The following is a 23,270-nucleotide window of genomic DNA, read 5'->3' as shown; positions in this document are numbered from 1 at the left end:
TCCTTACCCTTATACCCCGGATTCCGCCATTTTACGCTGCTTCTCGTATCTGTCGCGCTCGCTCTTATTGAGCACTTTCTTGCGCAGGCGGAACGTCTTCGGCGTAATTTCGCACAATTCGTCGTCATTCAAATATTCGAGAGCTTCCTCCAAGGACATAAGACGGGCCGATTTGAGCTTGACCGTCTCTTCCTTGTTGGCGGTACGGATATTGTTTAAAGCTTTTTCTTTGCAGATATTCACGATGATGTCGGTGTCGCGGGTATGCTCGCCGACGATCATTCCTTCATATATATCGGCGCCCGGCTCCAGGAACAGGATGCCGCGATCTTCAACGGACATCATGCCGTACATCGTCGACTTGCCGGTCTCGCTTGCGATAAGCACGCCTTGGTGACGGCCGCCCACTTGACCCGGCGTGATCGGACCATAGCTATGGAACGTATGGTTCATGACGCCGTAGCCGCGAGTCAGCGTCAGGAAGTTGGTACGGTAGCCGATCAGTCCGCGAGCCGGAATAAGGAACTCCAGACGCACTTGTCCGCTTCCGTTGTTGACCATATTGGTCATCTCGGCTTTACGGGCTCCGAGACTTTCCATGACGTTGCCCATGCTTTCTTCCGGCACGTCGATAAGCAGGTGCTCGATCGGCTCGCTTTTGACGCCGTCGATTTCTTTCAGAATAACTTCCGGCTTCGATACTTGCAGCTCATAGCCTTCGCGGCGCATGTTCTCGATCAGAATGCCGAGATGCAGCTCTCCGCGTCCGCTCACGACGAAGGAATCCGGGCTGTCCGTCTCGTCGACGCGCAAGGAAACGTCTGTTTCCAATTCCTTGAACAACCGCTCGCGAAGCTTGCGGGACGTAACGAATTTGCCTTCGCGTCCGGCGAACGGGCTGTTGTTGACCATGAAATTCATCTGTAGCGTCGGCTCGTCGATTTTTAGGACGGGCAGCGCTTCGGGGTTAGCCAAATCGGCTACCGTCTCGCCGATATTAATATCTTTCAAACCTGCGATGGCGATAATGTCGCCTGCAGCCGCTTCTTCCATCTCGACGCGCTTAAGACCTTGGAAGCCGAACAGCTTCTCGATGCGCGCTTGGCGAATTTTGCCTTCGCGATCGATGACCGCGACGGGCTGGCCTTGACGAATGCGTCCGCGATTGACGCGGCCGATCGGAATACGGCCCAGATATTCGTTGTAATCGAGCAGCGTCACGAGGAACTGCAACGGCTCATCCGGGTTTTCCGTCGGCGACGGAATATGCTTCAGAATCGTTTCGTACAGATCCTCCATCGTATCGCCGATGGCGTCCGGAGACATGCCGGCAATACCGTTCAAGCCGGAAGCGTACACGACCGGGAATTCCAGTTGGGCGTCGTTCGCTTCAAGCTCGATGAACAGTTCAAGAACCTCATCGATAACTTCGAGAGGGCGCGCAGCCGGACGGTCTACCTTGTTCACGACGACGACCGGAGTCAATCCGGCTTCCAGCGCCTTGCGCAGAACGAACTTCGTCTGCGGCATGCAGCCTTCGAACGCATCGACGACAAGCAGCACGCCGTCGACCATCTTCATGATCCGCTCGACTTCTCCGCCGAAGTCGGCGTGACCCGGCGTATCGACGATATTGATCAAATAATCCTTGTAGTTAACGGCCGTGTTTTTGGCTAGAATCGTAATGCCGCGTTCCCGCTCCAAATCGTTCGAATCCATTGCCCGTTCCTGAACTTGCTCGTTGTCCCGGAAAGTGCCGGATTGGCGAAGAAGCTGGTCTACCAGCGTCGTTTTGCCATGATCGACGTGGGCGATAATGGCGATATTGCGAATATGATCTCTCGGTTGCATTGTTCCACTCCTCATTTATCTATCCCTGCAGCCAGGGTTGAATCCCGTACGACGTTGAATCCGTTATTTCACAACACAAAACGCCGACACGAGAGGCCGACGTTTCTCTATATCCCTTCTATTATACGCCACTATTCCCGAAAAGCCAATCACCAAATCTTCGGGCGGCGAAGAACGAGCCAAGCTCCGACGCCGATCAACACGACCGCGAACAAATAAATTCCCCATGTCCACAGCAGCGTCAAAGCGAACAGCAAGATGGACAATCCGCCCAAAACGACCGAAATCGTCCAAATCGTGCGCGATCTCGAATACCCGAAAATGTAATATTCGTACAAACCCACCGCAATCGCAAACGGGAAAAGCGGCCATAAATAACGCATCGCTTCCCAGCCGAACCAATTGCAGATGAGCAGGACGATCGATACGATCGTCAATATGCCGGCCGGAATGAGCACGGCCGACGGTACGATTCGCCCGAAGTAAAGCACATGCAGCAATACGCCCGGAATCAAAATAAACAACGGCCAGAAGACGGTGCCGATAAAGGCGAATACGCCCAGCTTGCCAAGCAGTATAACCAATCCTGCGACGAGTACCAACACCCCCGCGGCTGCGGATTGTTTGTTCACGACGGCTCCCCCACTTCATCAAAACGGATTAACGAGCGCCCTCGGCTCCCTGTGTCGGATCGTGGCGTCTTTTTCTTTCTTTAGTGTACTGGAAGTCGACTGAAAAAACTAGTTCGAGCGAAGCAAAATATTTCCGCAATCCGGTCTTTTACGCGCTTCTGCCGGCACGAACAATTAGCGCGGAAGCCATAAGCAGCGCTACCAGAGCAAAGGGCAGAACGCTTTCAAGCTGCCCCGAAACGGGAATAACGCTCCGCAGCCCCGGATCCTTCAAAGCCATCTCCCCGGCCGCGTAACCAAGCAGCGCCCCTCCGACATATACCAGTGCGGGAATTCTGTCGATTAGACTCATAATAAACGAGCTGCCCCAAATAATAATCGGGATAGACATAGCGATCCCTATGACGAGCATCGCAACATCACCGTCCGCTATGGCGGCAACCGCCAGAACGTTGTCGAGACTCATGACGAAATCGGCGACGACGATCGTCCAGACGGCGCCGGCCAGCGTAGTCGCTGCCGTAGAATGGGCCGACTCCCCTTTGTTCTCCGCGATAAGCTGGAGAGCGATGACGAATAGCAGAACGGCTCCAACCGTCTGCAAGAACGGAATATGGAGCAGCGCCACCGCTCCCAGGGTGAGGACGATGCGCAGCATCACGGCGGCGGCTGCCCCCCACCATACGGCTCTGCGCCGCTTGTCCGCTGGAAGACGGCGCCCGGCCATCGCGATGACGACGGCGTTGTCGCCGCTAAGAAGCAGATTAATGAGTACGATTTCGATGAAAACAACGACATTTTCAAGCAGCCCCATCGTTGCACCCCCTCTTATCAAATTTATGTACAAGCAAGCCGCGTTATGAAAAATAACCAATTTTGAATCCGATACGATTTTCGCGCGTATTACTTGGTTGAACATTAGAAGGGGGAACCGACATGGATTTTTTCACGGATTTTCTGACTGTCCAGTTTTGGACAGCCTTGGTTACGATCGTATTCATCGATCTTCTCCTTGCAGGAGACAACGCGATCGTTATCGGCCTGGCAGCCCGCAATTTGCCGAAAGAGAACCAGAAAAAAGCCGTCATTTGGGGTACGGTAGGAGCCGTCGGCATACGGGTCGTCGCCACGGTCATCGTCGTATGGCTGCTTAAAATCCCGTTCCTGCTGGCGATTGGCGGCGTTCTGCTGCTCTGGATCGCGTATAAGCTGCTGGTGCAGGAGAACGAACACGGCGACATCAAGGCTGGAGGAACGCTCATGGCCGCTATCCGCACGATCGTTATCGCGGACGCAGCGATGGGACTCGACAACGTTATTGCGGTCGCAGGAGCGGCGCATGGGAATTTTACCCTTGTCGTTCTCGGTCTTCTGATCAGTATCCCTATCGTCGTATGGGGCAGCACATTATTTATTAAAGTCATCGAAAAGTACCAGTGGATTATTTATATCGGTTCGGGCGTACTCGCCTACACGGCGGCCAAAATGATTACGCACGAAAAGAAATTCGAAGAGTTCTTCTCGGATAATCCCGTACTAAGCTGGACGTTAATAGCTGCGCTCACCGCTCTCGTTATCGTCGCAGGCGTATGGACGAACGCGATTCGAAGCCGCAAGTCGGCGCACGTAAGAAAAGGCGGTACTATCTGAATATCGCAGAAGAAGAACGGTTTCCGGAGGAAGAGCATCCTTCGGTGAATAGAACACGAAGGCTCGAGGGTTTTTGGAAGCTATGTACAGCCGATGCGCACAAGCCCTCCCCTATCCAGGAGGGTTGTGCGCATCGTTCGTTTCTTAGGCTTGCTTCTGATAAGCAAGCATTTGGCTGAATATCCCGTCCGATTCATTCGAAAGTTGATTATATTCGCCGGATTGCACGACTTCTCCGTGATCTAGCACGATAACTTGATCGGCTTGACGTATCGTAGACAGCCTATGGGCAATGACAATAAGGGTCATTCGGCCTCTTAGTCGTTCTAATGTGCATTGAATCTTCGCTTCGTTCTCGTTGTCCAAAGCGCTCGTAGCTTCGTCCAATACGAGGACGGAAGGCTCGCGCAAAATAGCCCGGGCCAGCACGATTCGCTGCCTTTCGCCTCCCGACAATCGCACTCCCCGATCGCCGATGACCGTATCCAAGCCTTCAGGCAAAGCTTGTACGAATTCGTCTGCCGCCGCAAACGAGAGCGCCTCCCGCAATTGCTCGTCCGTTGCATTCGGAGATCCAACTTTCAAATTTTCGCGAATCGTAGTATGGAACAGAAACGGGTCTTGCGAGACATAGCCGACAGCGTTCCGATACGACTTCAACCGCTCCTCGATCAGCAGTTGGCCATCCACCTTCACTTCTCCAGACTCAGGACGCAGAAGTCCAGTAACGATATCGATCAACGTGCTTTTCCCGGCGCCGGACTTGCCTACGATCGCCGTCATGCGATGGGCGGGAAACTTCACCCTGACGCCGCGAAGGGCGTAAACAGGCGATTCGGGATCGTGTCGAAAGCTAACCCCGTGGCATTCGATGCTTGTGCGAACGACCATCCTTTCCTCTTCCGCATCTTCCACGTAAAGATTCGGTTCCCTGCCGGCTTCCGTTTCGCGCTGCACCGTTCTTAAATTCCGAAAAGCCGGAAGCGACGACACGATCTGCTCTCCCAAGTTCTGAAGACCGGCAAACCGGGGCCACAAGCGAGAAAAAATGACGACGATAACGAGAAGCTGCCCCGTCTTTACGTGCAGCCATTCGAATGCAATCCAAACAAAAGCCGCAATTAAAATAGCCGAAGCAAATTTATAATACAACTGGCTCGTCGACTGAACGGTTACGAACCGATTGGCATTGTCTCTCATACGGTCGTTAAGCGACTTGAACCATGTCAGATGTTGAAGCTCAAGCCGGTTGCTTTTCAGATCCTTTATTCCGTTAAAACTCTCGCTGACAGAGGCGTAATAGGCTTGCGAAAGATCCGTCATCCGTTCGCCGAGTCGTTTGGAATCCTGGACGAATCGTCTGGCGAACAGAGCAAACGAAAGCCCACATGCCGCAATAACTATCGTAAGCTTAAAGGACAACATCATAGCTAAAGCAATTTGAATAAGGGTGAATGCAATCGAGGCGGCAAATGCCATAACTTGAAGTGCGCCTTGCGCCGCCCGCGCCAATTCCGTCGTTAAAAGTTGTTGAAGATCCGAACTTCGCCTGCGCATAAAAAATGCCCATTGCGCGGACAGCAGCGCTTCATAAAACTCCAACCGAAGCGCGCGAATAAATGTCTGGGATATTCCACTGCTCTGAATTTGTTGAATTCGTTGAAGAACGGCTTGAAATAGCAAGAGGACAACGAACACGCCTAATATAGCCGGGAGCTCGGCCTTGTTCGGAAGCTGAGTCAACATGTGAAGGAAAGGAGCAAGAAACGGAAGGTTTTCTCCTTCGTTCCGGCCCCCATTCAATAAATTAAGCATAGGAATAAGAAAATAAAGACCAATTCCTTCGATGAAACCAAGAGCTGCCGCGCTTATTATGGATACGTATAACTTGGCGCCCACATATACATGCAGCTTCCGGACGAAATAAACGAGATCACTCACTACGCCCCATCCCTCCTGCATTAAAGACGCGAGCCGTCTCGACAATCCGGTCTACCATCTCATTGAGGGCAAATCGATTTGTCGGCCTCCTTAACCTATAAATGTCGGTTTTCGCCGCGATCGATGCGGATACCCGAAAGTGCCAATCGCCGAGATCTAGAAGCGGCACGAGAAAATTACGAAATGTATGGTGCCCTAGAAGCGGAAATCGCTCCAGTCTGCTAACCGGCGCGATATCGACTTTTTGCGCGTCCTCCGACGGAAGAAGCTCAAACAAGCCCGACAACGGTACGGCTGCAGCAGAGTATACATTCGAAGCCGGAACAGCGTATTTCGTCGTCTCGCCGTAAATCGGAGACAAAGCGGAACCGGAAAGACCGAGCGGCTCCAAGCTTGCGTTCCACAGCTTTTGATAAGGAAATGAAGGGATGGCGACCGGAGTCGAACGCTCGTTGTTCTCACAGGAGGCAGAGATCGCAATGACGTCGTCGCTTAAGAGCCGAAAGCCGCAGCGGGTAAAAGCCGCTGCAAGCGTCGACTTACCCGAGCCGGAATTTCCCAAGAATGCGAAGGCCAGACCGTCGACAACGACGGCGCTTCCATGAAGCGGCAGTACCCCTCGCTGTAGCAGCAGGGCGGACATGCATAGACCAAGCAAGTAGAGGCGGATAAACGCCTCGTCCGCGCCGGCTTCCGGGGAGACGGTAATTCGATTGCCGTTATCTATCCGGAAGAGAGCCGCATTGGGAATATTGAAAAACACTTCTCCGTCCTTGACGGCAAAATACGTCATCGGCGAACCGCATTCCTCCCACTTCCGCTTCAAATCCCCGATTTCGATTCGAACATCCGGCTCTTCGCCTTGCCGAATTTTGACGAGCTCGGGAAGTGTCAGCTCACTCCATATTTGAAGACCGAACCCTATATAACGATTGCTCAACGCCACATCCTCCATCCTCCATATCATCAGAAAAGAGGTGCCCTAACCAAAAGGCCGGGCACCGACTCTGTGAGCTTGACGCTTACGACTGCCCGTTTTTAGGACGGAGGTACAGGGTAGTTCTTCCACTTCGGGTCGTCGTTGATTTCCAGGTGCTTGCCGCCGACATACGACCAATCCACATAATGGGCGCCATGCCCCGCCATCGTCATAGAGACGTCGAGCGTTTCGATAACGGGCGCTGTCCACATTTTTTTCATCTTGCTTCACCTCCTCTCCCAAAATATGCGCGAATCTAGCGAATAGCTTTCTTGACAAAGCGGAACGCGATAACACACTGCATCAAAAAACGGGCATCCGCATCGCAAGCCAGTTCCGGCCTCGGTTCGGTTCCGATTCTATCCAAGGAAAGACGAATTTGTTCGACATTGAACAGCTCCGAAGCGGCAGAATCCCGGCGAATCGCATCGGCCTCGGCCAGAAAGACCGGCCATGACGCCCTCATGCGATGGACCCAATCCACTCCTTGAACACCTCTTACTCTTTGATTGAGCCTTACGGAATCCGGAAGGATGTGACGCAGAGATCGTCGGACTAACGCCCGGTCGAATCCGTTCTGTACATACTGCTCCATGGGAAGCGCAAGACAGAACCGAATAACTCTCGCGTCGGAAGTCGGATCGCGTTCCCAAAGCCCGTACCGATGAGAAAGCGCCGATACAGAAGATCCGATCGCATGGCGGACAGCCGAACTGGCGAAATGATTTTCCCGGGCGGCTCTTTCATCCAAAGAGCTCAAACTATCAAGGCCATCCGCATGCTCTCGTCTGCCGTACACTTCCGAGCGCTGGGCGAACTCGGGATGAATCATCGCAGGAAAAGACCGTTCGCCTTCGTGCTGCCTCTGATCGATCAAAGCGCGAAACAATCTCGATCGCTTAACGCGCAATTGTCTGCTATATTGTTGAAACTCACGATAAAGCTTGAGCCAGCGAAACTTTTTGAGAAGATAAGAGAAATAATAAGGCGCCGACCCCCAAGAGATCGTGTGGTTTCCTTGAGCTCCTGTAAGAAGGATGCCAACGCCGTCCTGTCGGGCTTGCGCATAAATCGATTTGACCCAAAAGGCGTTTTCGAAAAACTTGTAAGGCTCTTCGCGAAGTGCAAGCGTATCGTCGATGTCTGAATACGGATCACCCCCCGGAACGGAAAGATATTCTTCTCGAATGTTGCCCACGTGGGCAATAGTCTGACGAATAAGCGGACGCTCGTCCGGCATCGCGCCGGCATGTGTCCAATCTTGAAAATCGCCCGGCGGCACATAGCTGTATGTATGAAGAACTTTGCCTTCGCTGCGAAGCGAGTTGGCCGCAAAGCCCGCGACCGCTCCCGAATCGAGACCGCCGCTAAGCGAAGCCCCAACTTCTCGAAAAGTGCGGAGCCTGGCGTTTACCGCTGCACCGAATACGTCGCAAAAAGCCTCTTCGTATTCCGAATCGCTGCGCAAACGAAGAGTTTCATTTGGCAAAAGCGCTCCAAAGGCATTTGCCGTAAAGATGCCGTTCCGAAGCGTAAAATATCGCCCCGGTCCCAACTTCCCTATCCCGGCAAAAGGACTTGAATTATCGTCCGAAAATTCGGACAAATTAGGAAAAGCCAAAAATTCCGCAAGCCAGTCCATATTCAGACCGGGGTTGGCGTCAGGCAGACGCTGCAAAGGCGTCATTGAAGAACAAAAAGCAAATTGACCCAGCGACCGATCGTTTCGATAATAGAGCGTTCGGTGGCCTAAAGGATCGCGCGCTCCAAAGAGCATCCGTTTGGGTTCGTCCCAGATAACAAATGCATAATCTCCCAGCAAATATTCATAAACGGATGTTCCCCACTTACGGTATGCTTCAAGTATTAGTTCTCCATCACCAATCCCGGCAAGCTTCCCGGCGTCAATGGCAAGTCGCCGGCGAAGCTCTTCTCTATTGTCCAAAATCGCATCGGCAACGATTGCCAGCCCATTCGATTCGTCAACGTAAGGCTGCCGTTCCAGTCGCGATTCCGAAGTTATCCACCGTTGGCAACTTCCTAGAAATACAGACCCGCTCTGCCATGTATGACGGTCATCAGCCGGATAAGATGCCAGCCCGCTCATTAGATTTTCGCGAGTTTGCTGTTGAATAGGTCTGGAACCCCAGGAAAAAATGCCTACTATGGAACCCATGCCATCCCTCATTTATGATACGTTTTGTATCATTATATCATCTGCTCGGTAATTTACAAGCATGATTTGACATTAATTATTATGGATTTTAGATGATTAAATTTCCAAATAATGAGAAAAAGAGGTTGAAGCGGCTTGTATGGCCGATTCAACCTCTTTAGTTAAGCAAAATTGTTTTTCAAAACCACTTGTCTTCCGCAATATTTGTCGTATCCGAACGACCGATCTCCGTCACTGTAAGCGTCTCCGTTCCGTCGACCGCCTCCGCGATCATCCGATCGAGATCGTCTCCCAACGCGGTCTCCACCTGCCTTACAATCCGAAGATTCGGATTTGTCGCCGGAGATTTCGGCACGAACAACGTGCAGCAATCCTCATAAGGCAAGATAGACGTTTGGAACGTACCGATCTTTTCCGCGATCCGAATGATTTCGAGCTTGTCCATCATGATGAGCGGCCGAAGAAGCGGAAGGGACGTTTCACGCCCGATAACGTTCATGCTCCCCAGCGTTTGACTGGCGACCTGCCCCAAGCTGTCTCCTGTGACAATTGCCAGCGCCCCGTTCTTCTCCGCCAGCCGCTCCGCGATGCGAAGCATGGATCGGCGCATAAGAGTAATGATCAGGCTGTCGTGCCCCGTCTGCGCGAGCGACGTCTGAATGTCGGTGAAAGGAACAAGATGAAGCTTGATTTTCCCGCCGAAATAAGCGAGACGCTGCGCCAGCGCGACGACCTTCTCCTTCGCCTGCTCGCTTGTGAACGGGTAGCTGTGAAAATGGACGGCTTCCACTTCCAGCCCTTTGCGCATGGCCATCCAGCCCGCGACGGGACTGTCGATTCCACCCGAAAGCAGCAGGACGGCTTTGCCGTTCATTCCGTAAGGGAAGCCTCCCGAAGCTTTCTCCACTTTGCAATAGACGTAAGTCGCCTCGGCTTGAATGTCGACCTTCAGCTCGGCTTCCGGATTTCGGACATCTACTTTCAATTCAGGCGTATTTCGCAGGACATGCGATCCGACCAAATGATTCATTTGCGGCGTATCGTGAGGAAACCCTTTCCACGCGCGCTTAACAATCATTTTGAACGTGCGCGGGGCCGGCTCAATCGTGCGGATCGCATTCAAGGCGGCCTCGCGAATCGCCTCCAGATCGTGGTCGACTTTAAATACCGGACTGAACGATCCGATTCCGAATACGTCCCTCAGCTTGACCGCAATCGGCTCATAGCTCTCGCCGTTCAGGTGGACGAGCAGACGTCCGTACGTTCTGTCGTAAGTAAGAGCGGCAAATGCTCGCAGCGCCCATTTGATTTGCCGAACCAACCGTTCCTCGAACCGGTTGCGGTTTCGGCCTTTGATCGATACTTCTCCGAATCGGACCATTACCAATTGCTCGTTCATTAACGGCTTCCCTCCAACGGCTTCAGCTTGCGGACGGTCATTGCCAATCGTTCTCCGAGAACGTCGATATCGGCTTCCGTGTGCTCGTCGCCGAAGCTTACGCGGATGCTTCCCGATGCGCGCTCCGCCTTATGCCCCATCGCCAGAAGGACCCGGCTTGGCTTGAGACTTTTCGAGGAGCACGCGGATTGGGTCGATATAAGAATGCCTTGCTTTTCCAGCATATGGACAAGCACCTCCGGCCTCATTCCCGGATACGACACATTAACGATATGGGGAGCCGCTTCGTCTTGCGTTTCTTGGTGCGCCTCGGCTCCGAATCCGTTCACGACCAGCTCAGGAATGTTCCGTACAAGCCCAAGAAGTCTGCTTCTTAGACCATACATCGTCTCGCGCCTTCGTTCCATGCTCTCAGACGCCAGCCGCAGCGCTTGAGCCATTCCGACTATCGCGGGCACATTGTAGGTTCCGCCCCGAACGCCTTGCTCCTGAGAGCCTCCCGCCAGCAGCGGGCTTAGCGCGATCCCTTCCCGCACCAGCAAAAATCCGACGCCCTTGGGGCCTCGGAATTTATGGGCGGATCCCGTGTACAGATCGATCCCCCATCCGTTCCAATTCAGCGCCGTTTTCCCAATCGCCTGAACGCCGTCGACGTGAAACCGAATTTGAGGATAACCGGCGAGAAGCGCTCCGATTTCCCGAATCGGCTGCACGGTTCCGGTCTCGTTATTTACATGCATGACGCTAACGAGAATCGTATCCGGACTTATCGCCGCCTCGACATCTTGGACGCTTACTCGTCCGTAACAATCGACGGGAAGCCAGCTTACCTCGATGATGCCCTGTTCCTCCAGTTGCCGGAGACATTGATAGACCGAAGCATGCTCGATTGCGGACGAGATAACGTGCTTTCGGCTCTTAGAGGATTTGGCGACCGTTCCTTTGATCGCCAGATTGTTGCCCTCCGTCCCTCCGGACGTGAAAATGACTTCGCCTGGCTTCGCGCCCATGACCGCAGCCACTCCCGCTCGCGCTCTCTCCACCAGCTTCATCGCCTCTGCGCCCGAACGGTGCAGAGAGGAAGCGTTCGCATAATGAAGCTCCATGAGCTCGGTTACCGTCCGAAGCACGGTTTCATGAATAGGAGCGGACGCGCAGTGATCGTAATAGTACATTTTCATCGTTCGCTTCCCTTTTCCGTTTTCCTAATGAAAGAGGATCAACCGCGGACGACTGCTCCGCGTTGATCCCCGTTGCTTACTTGTCGATCGATAGAAGGTCGGCTTAGAAGGACGCGCTCCATTGACGGGAAGCTTCCAGCACCTTGCCGATATATTGTTGCGTCTCCTCGGGCAATTCGCTCATCCGCGAAGCGAGCAGTGCATCGGTCGTCAGACCGAGTCGGTCGACTCTGCCCGGTCCTGCGTTATACGCAGCCAAAGCGGATGTAACATTGCCTTCGTATTTGCGCAGCAAGTACGATAAAAACCGGGTACCGCCCTCGACATTCTGAGCCGGATCCAACGAATCCGTAACTCCAAGGCCGCGAGCCGTTCCGTCCATCAATTGCATGAGGCCTTTGGCGCCGGCCGATGAAACGGCATTCGATTGAAAGGATGATTCCGTCTGCACGATGCCCTTAATAAGAGCGGGATCTACCCCGTATTTGGCGGCGGCGGCAGAAATTAGTCCGTCGAATGCGGAAGACGATCCGGTGTCCGACGTCAAATAATTGCCAAACTGGGTCGTTCCCCAAGAAGCGAGCATATTCGCATTGGATGGCAGCGAGCTCCCTGAAGCGGTCGTCCCGCCGATGGAGGCAGTCTCCATCAATTGACCAAGAAGAAGCTCGAACATTCCGCCGCTTTCTCCGGTCGTGCCGTTCGTTGAGGAAGCTGCGAACGGACTCGTCTCCGTCAGCCACTGAGACAATAACATTTGCTTCATGATGCGCGGATCCGTCGTAACGTTCAAATCGGCTCTCTCCCGGAGTCAAGTTGTACATTCTGTTCCATTGTACAACATAATCCCCGGATTCGACCAGTCCCGACAGTAGGACAAACGTCTCATTTCAGCTATCCGAACGGTCGGAAGCGCTCAGCTTACCGGGCTTGAATGTCAAGCAGCAAGTGACGGATGAAGCCGATGCATGATCCTGGTGCTCGCCAAACCCTTCTTCGCCGAACTCCTCGTTCCAACGGCTTCGGGAGTGCTCGTCGATCTCGATGACGATTTCCTTTGCTCCGCAACGATTGCCTTGGTCCCAAAAAGCGCAGTTGCTTACGCTGCATGCAACGCCATTAGGCATACAAATCACCCCCCGATCGTAGTGTGCACCCCGCAAGGGCGGGTATGCGGATCGGAGGGTGGAGTTTACAGGCAACGATGTTATTTGGATTGACCCTGCATACGGCGCTGAGTCAAATAATCGCTTTCGTAATAGGAAAGATCGTCGCGCAATTCTTCGTACAGACGGGATACGTTCAGCACGATATCGCGGGCCGCGCGAACCGGCTTTTGACGAAAGCGGATGGCGTCTTGCCCTGTGTAAGCATATCGGCCGTCTTCGGAATAGCATTCGTTTTTCGGATAGAAAAACGCATTGACTCCATGATGATAAACTTCATAAAGCGCGCGCTCCGCCAATTCGAGATCAAAGTTCGGACGTCTGAGCAAAGCGCCGAGCTTTTCGTATGCGACTTCGGAAAAGACGAGCAGATGACGCAAATCGGAAAGCAAACCGCTGTAGAAATTTTCGGATTCCGCCTTATCTTCCTGGACCAACTGCGGCAATGCGTGTCCGTTAAGAAATTGCTCCAGTTGCGCGATGGCTATTTTTAACTTTTCGCGGCTGGATTCGGCAAGTCCTTTGACGTTGGTGGCTGGCATGAGAGTTCCCCTTTCAAGAGACCGTGCAAAATTCTCATTTATAGTACCATATTTGAAACGCGAAAGGTACTGGCATGGAGGAATTGTCACCGTATATTTTTCTCCTTTCGCTTCATGCTATAGGCATTAACCATGGACCTAAGGAGGATATGCCGCATGCGCCGTCGCTACGCATTGTTAGGTCTGTTATTTACCGCCGCGGTTGCCTTGTTCGTCGTCCCTCTCTTCGCGCCTCCCGCGGCGCGTACCCCGTCGCCGCCTTCGACAAGCAGTCTGAAGCAGGCAGCCGCAAGCAAGGAGCTTACTTACAAGCATTCCTCGATCAAGCGGGATATGCAAGAAACCGAACGCCTTAGCCGCAAGCAATCGGTTCGCGACGCCGTTCAATACTTGGACGGCAAGTCTGATGCCACCGTCGCCGCTCGAACCGGCTCGCTCGAACGGTTGCTTCGAACTCATCCGGAGATGCAAGCCGTCGCCTGGGTGAAAGGAAGCCAGACCGTTGCCGCCGGGTCTCCGGCTCAAGGCTTGAGAAAGGCCGCCGAGCCTTACTGGAAGCACGGAGAGAACGCGATCCGCTCAGGGAGAGCATACACCTCCTCGCTTTTCGCCTACGAGGGCAAAAGCCATTTCGTGCTGGCGCAGCCTGCTTCGGATGGCAAAAGCGGGCTCGTCATGCTGCTCTCCGCCAGCGTCGTTCAAGAAGTCGAGCGCCATCAAAGGCGTAACTTGCGGGTTGTGCCTTACCCTGCGGAAGGCCGCTATCGCATCGAATCGGTGTTACCCAATACAACCAAAGATATAACGGTGAAAACTGGGGAGGACAACGGGAACGCCAGCCATTATTCGGTGGACGAGGTCGTCGTGAAATTCAAAAAACCGCTGGATAACCGGCAATTGCTGCAAATTCGCAAAGAGCTTCATCTGACGGTCGTCCGCCATCTGAAGCAGACTTACGTATTCCGATCCAAGAAGCACAGCGCCGAGCAACTGATGAAGTATTTTCAAAAATACGATCCGGTATACGTCGAGCCCCACTACTTGTATTTGACGAACGAGCTTCCGGACGAACGGGCCGCGAACGATTCGTCGACGATTGTCCCTAACGATACTCTCTACTCAGAGTATCAGTGGAACCTGCCTGAAATTGCGACCGAGCAGGGCTGGAACGTAAGCAAGGGAAGCAAGGACATCGTCGTGGCCGTCGTCGACACGGGCGTTCAATCCGATCATCCCGATTTGAAGGGCCGCTTGGTGGCCGGCACCAACATCGTCGACCCGTCGAGCCCGCCTGACGATGACGTCGGGCACGGCACCCACGTAGCCGGCATTATCGCGGCAGAAGTAAATAACGGCGAAGGCGTGGCAGGCATGACCTGGTTTACGAAAATAATGCCGGTCAAAGTATTGGACAGCACCGGTGCGGGATCCACTTATTCGGTGGCGGAAGGCGTCGTATGGGCGGTCGATCACGGCGCGAACGTCATTAATCTGAGCTTGGGCAATTACGCGGACGCCGAATTCATGCATGACGCGCTGAAATACGCTTATGACCATGGAGTCGTGCTCGTTGCGGCCAGCGGCAACGACAACACCGACCGCCCCGGCTATCCGGCCGCCTATCCGGAAGTGCTTGGCGTCGCCGCCACCGATCCGAACGAAGCCCGCGCCGAATATTCCAACTATGGCGATTATATCGACATAGCCGCGCCTGGCACGTCCATCGCCAGCACTTACCCGGGAAGCCGATACGCTTCGCTGTCGGGCACCTCGATGGCGTGTCCGCACGTTTCGGCGTTAGCCTCCTTGGTCCGCGCCGCCAATCCGAAGATGACCAATGCCGAGGTAATGGACGTGCTGCGGCGAACGGCCAAGGATCTAGGCAGCGCCGGCAAGGACGCCAGCTTCGGCTACGGCCAGATCGACGTCAAAGCCGCGCTTCAAGCTGCAGGCGGAACGTCCTCCTCGTTGCAGCTTTATCCGCGGCAAGTGAAACGGGATTTGGAACGCATTATGAAATAACGCCGTTGCGAGCAGGCAGCCTGAGAGGGAATTCGACCCTTTCAGGCTATTTTCTTTCTCTTTTCTCATGATTTCTTAAGGTTTCGATGTTACTATGGAAAAGATAGAAAGGGGACGAGTTAACTTGGCGCAAAAATCACAGCAAAAAGCGACAGTCAAACAAATCAAACAGCAACAGCAGCAAAAAAAGCAAAAAAGAATGCGGGTACTTATATGGGGCATCGTCGTCTGCTTCATTGCTCTGATCGCGGCGGCTATCATCTTAAAGCCGAAGGCGGGAGTAGTCGATATCGCTTACGACAAGGTTCCGACGCTCGGCTCGGTGGAAGCGCCGGTTAAAATCGCCGAATTCGGAGATTTCAAATGTCCGACCTGCCAATATTTCAGCAAAGACATTTTATCGCAAATCAAGAAGGATTATGTCGATACGGGCAAAGCGTCGTTTTCCTTCCTCAACTTCACGATTATCGCTCAGGACTCCTACACGGCCGCGCTGGCCGGTCAATCGATCTACCACCAGAACAAAGACGAGTTTTGGAAATTTTACGACGCGCTTTACGAGAATCAACAAGCGGACGAACAAGCCGCCTGGGCGACACCCGATTTTCTGACCGAGCTCGCCAAATCGAACGGAGTAAACGTCGATTACGACAAGCTCCGCAAAGATATCGACGAAGGCACGTACTCAGGCGAAATCGACAAGCAGAACGCTCTTGCCCGGAAAAAGAATTTTACCGGCACTCCTACAGTTCTTATCAATGGCAAGGTGCTCGATTCGAGCGTCTCACTCGATTACAGCAAATTAAAGGTTGAGCTCGATAAAGCCGTCGAAGAAGCCGGTAAATAACGGAGGAATGAGCTTGAAAACGTTCATTCGGACTTACGGTCTATTATTCGCGTGGATCGTGTCGCTGATCGCGACCGGCGGCAGCTTGTTCCTTAGCGAGGTAATGGATTATGCGCCTTGCAAATTGTGCTGGATTCAGCGGATTTTCATGTATCCGCTCGTCTACCTGCTCGGCAGGGCGGCAATACGCGACGACCGCGGCATGATCGGCTACGCGCTGCCGCTCGTCTTCATCGGCGGCTTGTTCTCGGTCTATCATTACGCCGAACAAAAAATTCCCGGAATGGCCGACCTGCTGCCATGCACCGTCGGAGTACCGTGCAACAGCGACTATTTGGACTGGTTCGGAATTATTACGATACCGTTGCTTGCGCTTATCGCTTTCATTCTCATCGCGTTCTTCCTGATCATGGCCAAACCTTCAAGCACAGAAGAATCGACTGACGGCGAGCCTGCCCGGTCGAATTGATCAGCCATTCAAGCAACGAAAAAGGCTGTCCCGCAGCAAGGTCGTCTAGGACCTGTCGGGACAGCCTTTTTCGTACATCCGGAAAGCTTGCCGTAAGCCGGGTTCTGTACTTCCGGTGGTGCAGCGGACGGTTATTGGCCGTCCTCCCACGATGGAAGCGACAATCATCTTTCTAGGCCGTCCATTACTGAACGGCTCGAGCGACCAACCCGAACGCACCCCGGGCAAGGGCTGCCGTTAAGCCGCGTTCTCCTCGGTCTTGCTTCAAATGGGGTTTACCAGGGGCAAAGTCGCCAGTGCCCCTCGTGGTCTCTTACACCACGGTTCCATCCTTGCCTGTGCCGCAAGCGGCCATCGGCGGTCCATTTCTGTGGCCCTATCCTTCAGCTCGCGCTGACTGGACGTTATCCAGCATCCTGCCCTGCGAAGCCCGGACTTTCCTCTCGCGGCCGAAGCCGCCAGCGATTGTCTGTCAACCTTTCCGGAATGCAGAATTCAGTATAACGCGAAACGGCGTCGAGAGCAACGGCAATCATTTCAAACGAAACGGCTCCGTAGCAATCTGCGAGGCGAACACTTCCGTCTCGTATTTTTGCTCCTTCAGCTTGTTGCCGAGCCATTCCGCCACTTTGCGCTTCATGATTTTCTCGGCGTTATGCCCGGGATCGACGATTGCGAGTCCCGCCGCCAGCGCGTCGTGCGCGGTGTGGTAATCGATATCCCCCGTGACGAGCACGTCGGCTCCGGCGAATGAGGCGTGCCGAATATAGCGCGAGCCGGAGCCGCCGAGTACGGCGACTTTGCGAATCGACTTGTCCGGAGCGCCTACGACGCGGACGAAAGGAACGTCCAAAGCCGTCTTGACCCTCTCCGCGAATGCGTCGAGCGATTCGGCGGACGCAAGCTTCCCTACGCGGCCAAGCCCGAACGAGCGTCCCTTCAGATCCATCGGATAAAGATCGTAGGCGACCTCCTCGTAAGGATGCGCCTTCAGCATCGCCGACACGACCGCTTTGCGGACGCTGTCCGGGACGACCGTCTCGATGCGAATTTCCGCCGCTTGCTCCAGCTTGCCAGGCTTGCCCAGGAATGGCTCGCTCCCTTCGCGGGGCAAGAACGTTCCCGTCCCCGGGACATTAAAGCTGCAATGGCTGTAATTGCCGATCCAGCCTGCGCCCGCTTGGAACAAAGCGTTTCTGACCGCCTCCGCGTGCGTTTCCGGCACGAATACCGCAAGCTTGAAGAGCTTGTCCGTATGAACCTCCTCCAACACGCCTCGTCCTTCCAGCTCCAGCGCTTCCGCCATCCAATCGTTCATGCCGCCGTCTGCCGTATCCAGATTCGTATGAGAAATATAGACGGCGATATCGTTCCGTAGAAGAGCGGAAGCAAGCGCCCCGGCCGGGGTATCCGTCCGAAGATGGGCAAGCGGACGGTAAATGACCGCATGATGAGCGATAATAAGCTCGCATCCGAGAGCGGATGCCTCGTCCACCACTTCGGGAGTAACATCCAGCGCAATAAGCACCTTCTTGATTTCTTTGCGAAGAGTTCCGACCTGCAGGCCGATCTTGTCGTCTTGCACCGCGTAATGCTTCGGCGCCAGCTTTTCCATCAGTTGAACGACCGTTTCTCCGCGCGCAAACATGCGAGCACCTCCCGGATGTCGTTGATCGCCTTTTCCCACTCCAACGCTTTTTCCGTCGTATCCTCCGCTAACGCTTTCCGCATTTGCGCTACGATCTTTTCCCTTTTAGATGCCTCTTGCTCCCATTTCGCGAAAAAAACGGACGAAGGCGCTCGAAGAAGCAGCGGCCCCATCTCGTAGCAAAGCTGATCCGACAGCCGGCTCAAGCAATCTCCAAGCTCCGACTTGTCATACAAGGCTTCATTCGCGCGCTTCGCATCGTCGGAGTCGCCTCTCGTCGCTTGCAGCAGCGTATAAATCACTCCGTCCTCTTCGAGCAGCAGCTCACGCTCAAGAACGAAGCCTTTGTCGCGAAGCCATATGCGGAGCTGGTCCTCGGCCACGTGCGGCGACAGCACCAACGTCCGAACGCCGTCCAGACGTTCGCCCGCTTCCGTCAAAAGCCGTACGATCAAGCTGCCTCCCATGCCCGCGATGCAGACGGTATCTACTTCTCCTGGAGCAAGCACGGATAAGCCGTCGCCATGTCTCACGGACACAAGCGACTCCAGTCCGGCTTCGGCCACCTGGCGCCTCGCCGCGTCCGCCGGTCCGGCATGAACGTCGCCTGCTACCGCATAGGAAATCCTGCCCGATCCGGCCAAAAATACCGGCAGCAGCGCATGATCGGTCCCGATATCGGCGAACCGGGCGCCTTGAGGCACCCATTCCGCGAGCGCCGACAAGCGACGGGACAGCTTCACGCCTGCTCCGTTTTGTTTTGCGTTCGTTTCCTTCATCCGTTATGCAACCCATTCCATCCATTGTTTTTTCAAGCGGTACATTCCGGCTCCCATTGCGATCACTTTGATGAGAAAGCCGATTTCAATTTGCTGCGGATCTGCGCCGTTGAGCGCCAGAGCAGCTTCGGGCATAAACCACAACACGATCGCAACCGCGAACAGCGCCGTCCCGGCGGATCGAACGCGACCGTGGGCGAACCAACTGAGCCATCCGAACAGGAAAGAGGCCGGCAGCCAAAAAGCTTGCACCTCGATCCAGGACGGATCGATTATATGCCGGTTCAAAAGAAGAGCGTACATCACGATAAGCGCGACCCACCCGGAAAAATGAAAAAGCGAAACGCGAAGCGCGAGGCCGCAGCCGATCCATAGAACACCGCAAATGCTAAGCAGCACAATCGGTCCCCAGCCTTCCGTCCATCCGTGCAGCTTCAACACGGCGGCTCCCGTACCCGCCAAAAAAAGCATGCCGGCCCCGAGAACGGCCGTACCCTTGAGCGGAGCTTGCTCGCGCCGCTTGCCGCCGAGCGCAACGAAGCCGGTCGTCGTCAAGCCGACCAGACCGATTTGCAAAGCCAGAGGAAACGCGCTAAAATGAAGTACAACAACGCAAATTAAGGCAAAAATACCAAAAACAAGCATCCATTGTTTTCGAGACGCTTGCCCGATTCGGCGCACTGCATTTGCCGCAATCCCTTTCGGACGCTCATCAAGATCGTCCAAATATAGATTTTGCAAAAAATCGCAGTACTGCTCCGGCAGCAGCTTGCCTCTACGCCAGGCTTCGATTTCGTTCACGATTAATTTGCGCTTCTCGTCATCTAACGCCGGCATGGTCGGCCTCCTTCGTCCGTCTTGAAGAAAAAGACCTTCAACCGTCGCGGCAGAAGGTCTCTCATTGAAATTCGATCCGTCATCCTACACTTACATTTGAGGCTTCTATCTATTCCAGGAAATCCTTCAGACGCTTGCTTCGGCTCGGGTGACGAAGCTTGCGCAGAGCTTTCGCCTCGATCTGACGAATACGCTCGCGCGTAACTCCGAACACTTTGCCGACCTCTTCCAGCGTTCTCGTACGTCCGTCATCCAGTCCGAAGCGAAGGCGAAGCACGTTCTCTTCCCGTTCCGTCAACGTATCGAGAACATCCTCAAGCTGCTCCTTAAGCAATTCGTAAGCAGCCGCGTCAGCCGGAGCCAGCGCTTCCTGATCCTCGATGAAATCGCCCAGGTGCGAATCGTCCTCTTCGCCGATCGGCGTCTCAAGCGATACGGGCTCTTGGGCAATCTTCATAATCTCGCGCACTTTATCGACGCTAAGCTCCATTTGCTCCGCAATTTCTTCCGGCGTCGGCTCGCGTCCGAGCTCCTGCAGAAGCTGGCGGGACACGCGAATGAGCTTGTTGATCGTCTCGACCATATGAACGGGGATCCGGATCGTACGGGCTTGGTCCGCGATGGCCCGCGTAATGGCTTGACGAATCCACCACGTCGCGTAGGTACTGAACTTGTAGCCTTTCGTATGATCGAATTTCTCTACCGCCTTCAGCAAGCCCATATTGCCTTCCTGAATGAGATCGAGAAAGAGCATTCCGCGTCCGACATAACGTTTCGCGATACTTACGACCAGACGAAGGTTGGCTTCGGCCAGCCTTTTTTTCGCTTCCTCGCCGTCGTAGCCGCCGATTTCGATCTTCTTCGCCAGCTCGACTTCATCGTCGGCGCCAAGGAGCGGCACGCGTCCGATTTCCTTCAAGTACATCCGAACCGGATCGTTGATCTTGATGCCCGGCGGCAGCGACAAGTCGTCATCGAAATTGAACTCATCCTGATTATCTCTGTCCCGATCCTCTTCCCCGTGCCGTCCCAATTCGTCGTGATCGTTCACCACTTCGATGCCGAGATCGGCAAGCTGCTCGAAAAACTCATCGATTTGTTCGGGATCCTGGTCAAACGGAGACAATTTCTCCATGATGTCTTTATAGGTCAAGGAAGCTTTCTTTTTGCCCTGATCCAGCAATTGGGCTTTGACCTGCTCGAGCGTCAATTCCGTATCCAGTCCGGTGTGTTGATCGTTCGCCATTTCCGACTCCCTCCTCCCCGGACGCAAGCGCTTAGCTTTCCTTGCGCTTCCTCTCCAGGGCGATAATCTCTATTCCAAATTTTGCGGCGAGCAAATGATCACCTGTTCGCTGTGCGCTATGCAACTCTTCGTACTTTCGTTTGATTTCTCGCTCAAGCGACGTTCGTTCGAAAGTTTTGAAGAAATCGTCAAGCTCCTTCTCGCCAAAAGGGACTTCGGATAGCGCGATGAAACTCGTCAATCGTTCCAGACGATCATCGTTAAGATAAGCGATGAACCGTCCGGCATTTGGATCGTTTCCTTCAGCGTAGTAAGCGTATAAATAAGCGGCTATTGCCGCGTGATCATCAACGAGAAAATCCGGTCCGAGTCTTTGCTGCACGGTGAAGGCGACTTCGGCATCCTGCATCATCCATGAGAGCATCTGCCGTTCCGCGCTTACATATGCGGCTCCAAGCTCGGGATGCTTGGACGCAGTTTTCTTTTCATTCCATACATTATTCCACGATCCCGTAGGAATATCCCCTGCGTTTCCCAATTTCTCCTGCCGGCGCACGTCGACGACTTCCTGCTTCAGCGTGTCGACCGAGACGTTGAATTCCTGAGCGAGCTCCTTCAGAAGCAGCTCCCGTTCCGTCGGCGATTCCCTTCGGGCCACCAGCCGGACCGCTTCGCTTAAATACCGAATCTTCCCATCATCTTCTAGGAGTATATGGGATTTCCTTAAATATATAAGCTGAAATTTGACTGCAGAAACCGCTCCGTCGATACACTCCCTGACGAAAGCCTCGCCTCCGTATGACGATACGTATTCATCCGGATCCATTCTGTTCGGCATGATGCCGACCCTTGCCCGCAAGCCCGCGGCTTCCAGAAGCGGGATGCTTTTCTGCGCGGCTGCTTGTCCCGCATCGTCTCCGTCGTAGCAAATGATCGCTTCGTCGGCGTAGCGCCGCAGCAATGCGGCGTGCTCGGCGGTTAACGCCGTGCCCATCGTGGCAACGCCGTTATGAACGCCCGCCCACCATGCTTTGATGCAATCCACATACCCTTCGAATAGAACGACCTGCTTCGTTCGTCTGATCGAGCCTTTCGCCTCGTGCAGCCTGTAAAGCGTCCGGCTCTTGTTGAATAAAGGCGTCTCCGGAGAATTCAAGTACTTGGGCTGCCCGTCCGTCATCAGCCTTCCTGCAAAAGCGACGATTCGCCCGTCCCCATCGTGAATCGGGAACATAACCCGGTCGCGAAACCGATCGACATAACCGTCTCCGTCCTGTTTGCGGGAAAGCAGTCCTCCCCGTTCCATCTCGGCAGGCTCGTATTGCTGCCTGGCGAGAGCCTGGACGAGAGTGTCCCATCTTGCCGGAGCGTAGCCAATGCCGAACTCTTCGATCAGCTTGTCCGAAAAACCGCGCGAGCGCAAATAATCCTTGGCAGACTTGGCGGCTTCCGTATTCTGCAGCAAGTAATGGTACAGCTTGGCGGTATAGGCATGCGCTTCGAACAGAGTCTGCTTCTCCCTCTGTCTCGGCGAAGGCTCGGCACCGCTCGAATCGCTCCATGTGACCGCGATTCCCGCTTCTTCCGCCATTCGCTTGACCGCTTCGGGGAACGTCTCGCCCTCCATCTCCATGACAAACTTGATGGCATTGCCGCCCTTGCCGCAGCCGTAGCAATGAAAAATTTGCTTTTCCGGCGTAACTGTGAAGGAAGGCGTCTTCTCCGAATGAAACGGACAGAGTCCCTTGAGATACTTGCCGTTCTTCGACAAATGGACGTATTTGCCCACCGTATCCGCGATATCATGCTTTCGCAGCACTTCGTCGATGACCGCTTGGGGAATCTTTCCTTCATTCATATGCGCTCACCTGAACTTTCCAACTGAATACGCAGTTATTATGAATT

General features: G+C 54.1%; 21 protein-coding genes and 1 other RNA gene. 4 read left to right on the top strand and 18 right to left on the bottom strand.

The features are described 5' to 3' along the window. Nucleotides 1-9: 9 nt before the first annotated feature. The 3 genes from typA to D3H35_RS06345 form a co-directional block, all read right to left on the bottom strand. Entirely contained in the window at nucleotides 10-1,851 is a 1,842-nt protein-coding gene (gene typA / locus D3H35_RS06355) for a translational GTPase TypA (RefSeq protein ID WP_119148277.1), read from the bottom strand. A gap of 149 nt (nucleotides 1,852-2,000) precedes the next feature. Beyond that, nucleotides 2,001-2,483: a hypothetical protein gene (locus tag D3H35_RS06350; RefSeq protein WP_119148276.1), complete on the bottom strand. Its 483-nt coding sequence runs from the start codon at nucleotides 2,481-2,483 to the stop codon at nucleotides 2,001-2,003. Between the two features lie 148 nt (nucleotides 2,484-2,631). After that, on the bottom strand, nucleotides 2,632-3,297 hold the full coding sequence (locus D3H35_RS06345; RefSeq protein ID WP_119148275.1) for a TerC family protein: 666 nt from the start codon (nucleotides 3,295-3,297) through the stop codon (nucleotides 2,632-2,634). 122 nt (nucleotides 3,298-3,419) lie between these two features. Here D3H35_RS06345 and D3H35_RS06340 point away from each other — a divergent pair, with 122 nt between their 5' ends. After that, complete coding sequence (locus D3H35_RS06340) at nucleotides 3,420-4,133, top strand: TerC family protein (RefSeq protein ID WP_119148274.1); 714 nt, start codon at nucleotides 3,420-3,422, stop codon at nucleotides 4,131-4,133. Nucleotides 4,134-4,277: 144 nt separating this feature from the next. Here the strand turns inward: D3H35_RS06340 and D3H35_RS06335 are convergent, their stop codons facing one another. From D3H35_RS06335 to D3H35_RS06295, 9 genes are all read right to left on the bottom strand, one after another. Further along, a complete protein-coding gene (locus tag D3H35_RS06335; RefSeq protein WP_119148273.1) occupies nucleotides 4,278-6,074 on the bottom strand; it encodes an ABC transporter ATP-binding protein in 1,797 nt (598 codons plus the stop codon). Next, complete coding sequence (locus tag D3H35_RS06330) at nucleotides 6,067-7,014, bottom strand: phosphoenolpyruvate carboxykinase (ATP) (protein WP_147355762.1); 948 nt, start codon at nucleotides 7,012-7,014, stop codon at nucleotides 6,067-6,069. Before D3H35_RS06330 ends, D3H35_RS06335 begins: the two co-directional genes overlap by 8 nt. 98 nt (nucleotides 7,015-7,112) lie before the next feature. Then, nucleotides 7,113-7,274, bottom strand: coding sequence for a paeninodin family lasso peptide (locus tag D3H35_RS34665; protein ID WP_119148271.1), 162 nt, complete (start codon nucleotides 7,272-7,274; stop codon nucleotides 7,113-7,115). Between the two features lie 35 nt (nucleotides 7,275-7,309). Then, a complete protein-coding gene (locus tag D3H35_RS06320; protein WP_158593972.1) occupies nucleotides 7,310-9,229 on the bottom strand; it encodes an asparagine synthase-related protein in 1,920 nt (639 codons plus the stop codon). A gap of 178 nt (nucleotides 9,230-9,407) precedes the next feature. Beyond that, nucleotides 9,408-10,628, bottom strand: coding sequence for a tRNA uracil 4-sulfurtransferase ThiI (gene thiI / locus D3H35_RS06315; protein ID WP_119148269.1), 1,221 nt, complete (start codon nucleotides 10,626-10,628; stop codon nucleotides 9,408-9,410). Beyond that, on the bottom strand, nucleotides 10,628-11,803 hold the full coding sequence (locus tag D3H35_RS06310; protein WP_119148519.1) for a cysteine desulfurase family protein: 1,176 nt from the start codon (nucleotides 11,801-11,803) through the stop codon (nucleotides 10,628-10,630). Before D3H35_RS06310 ends, thiI begins: the two co-directional genes overlap by 1 nt. Before the next feature lie 109 nt (nucleotides 11,804-11,912). After that, nucleotides 11,913-12,602 (bottom strand): lytic transglycosylase domain-containing protein, encoded by a 690-nt coding sequence (locus D3H35_RS33415; RefSeq protein ID WP_267901354.1) that lies wholly within the window; start codon nucleotides 12,600-12,602, stop codon nucleotides 11,913-11,915. 97 nt (nucleotides 12,603-12,699) lie between these two features. Then, nucleotides 12,700-12,936 (bottom strand): DUF1540 domain-containing protein, encoded by a 237-nt coding sequence (locus D3H35_RS06300; protein WP_119148268.1) that lies wholly within the window; start codon nucleotides 12,934-12,936, stop codon nucleotides 12,700-12,702. An 80-nt stretch (nucleotides 12,937-13,016) separates the two neighbouring features. Beyond that, nucleotides 13,017-13,517, bottom strand: coding sequence for a YpuI family protein (locus D3H35_RS06295; protein WP_119148267.1), 501 nt, complete (start codon nucleotides 13,515-13,517; stop codon nucleotides 13,017-13,019). Nucleotides 13,518-13,673: 156 nt separating this feature from the next. On the opposite strand from D3H35_RS06295, the gene D3H35_RS06290 reads away from it, so the two are divergent. From D3H35_RS06290 to D3H35_RS06280, 3 genes are all read left to right on the top strand, one after another. After that, nucleotides 13,674-15,539 carry a S8 family peptidase gene (locus tag D3H35_RS06290; protein WP_119148266.1) on the top strand — a complete coding sequence of 622 codons (1,866 nt, stop codon included), beginning with the start codon at nucleotides 13,674-13,676 and terminating at the stop codon, nucleotides 15,537-15,539. A 124-nt stretch (nucleotides 15,540-15,663) separates the two neighbouring features. After that, a complete protein-coding gene (locus tag D3H35_RS06285; RefSeq protein WP_158593971.1) occupies nucleotides 15,664-16,386 on the top strand; it encodes a DsbA family protein in 723 nt (240 codons plus the stop codon). 7 nt (nucleotides 16,387-16,393) lie between these two features. After that, on the top strand, nucleotides 16,394-16,855 hold the full coding sequence (locus D3H35_RS06280) for a disulfide oxidoreductase (protein ID WP_119148264.1): 462 nt from the start codon (nucleotides 16,394-16,396) through the stop codon (nucleotides 16,853-16,855). A gap of 78 nt (nucleotides 16,856-16,933) precedes the next feature. Here D3H35_RS06280 and rnpB read toward each other — a convergent pair. From rnpB to dnaG, 6 genes are all read right to left on the bottom strand, one after another. Further along, nucleotides 16,934-17,336: RNase P RNA component class A (rnpB, locus tag D3H35_RS06275), an RNA gene on the bottom strand. 51 nt (nucleotides 17,337-17,387) lie between these two features. Beyond that, nucleotides 17,388-18,503, bottom strand: a complete 1,116-nt coding sequence (locus D3H35_RS06270; protein ID WP_119148263.1) for a Nif3-like dinuclear metal center hexameric protein — start codon at nucleotides 18,501-18,503, stop codon at nucleotides 17,388-17,390. Further along, the gene (locus D3H35_RS06265; RefSeq protein ID WP_119148262.1) at nucleotides 18,470-19,282 is read right to left on the bottom strand and encodes a tRNA (adenine(22)-N(1))-methyltransferase; all 813 of its coding nucleotides are present in this window, start codon (nucleotides 19,280-19,282) and stop codon (nucleotides 18,470-18,472) included. The genes D3H35_RS06270 and D3H35_RS06265 overlap by 34 nt, the downstream gene beginning before the upstream one ends. A 3-nt stretch (nucleotides 19,283-19,285) precedes the next feature. Then, nucleotides 19,286-20,119 (bottom strand): hypothetical protein, encoded by an 834-nt coding sequence (locus tag D3H35_RS06260; protein ID WP_119148261.1) that lies wholly within the window; start codon nucleotides 20,117-20,119, stop codon nucleotides 19,286-19,288. Nucleotides 20,120-20,228: 109 nt separating this feature from the next. Continuing rightward, complete coding sequence (gene rpoD / locus D3H35_RS06255; protein WP_119148260.1) at nucleotides 20,229-21,365, bottom strand: RNA polymerase sigma factor RpoD; 1,137 nt, start codon at nucleotides 21,363-21,365, stop codon at nucleotides 20,229-20,231. Between the two features lie 31 nt (nucleotides 21,366-21,396). Further along, nucleotides 21,397-23,223: a DNA primase gene (gene dnaG, locus D3H35_RS06250; protein ID WP_119148259.1), complete on the bottom strand. Its 1,827-nt coding sequence runs from the start codon at nucleotides 23,221-23,223 to the stop codon at nucleotides 21,397-21,399. Between the last annotated feature and the right edge of the window lie 47 nt (nucleotides 23,224-23,270).

The sequence above is a fragment of the Cohnella faecalis genome, from assembly GCF_003570905.1.
GTDB classification, from domain to species: domain Bacteria; phylum Bacillota; class Bacilli; order Paenibacillales; family Paenibacillaceae; genus Cohnella; species Cohnella faecalis.
Note: the sequence above shows the minus strand (reverse complement) of the source record. Positions and strands in the feature narration are given on the sequence as shown.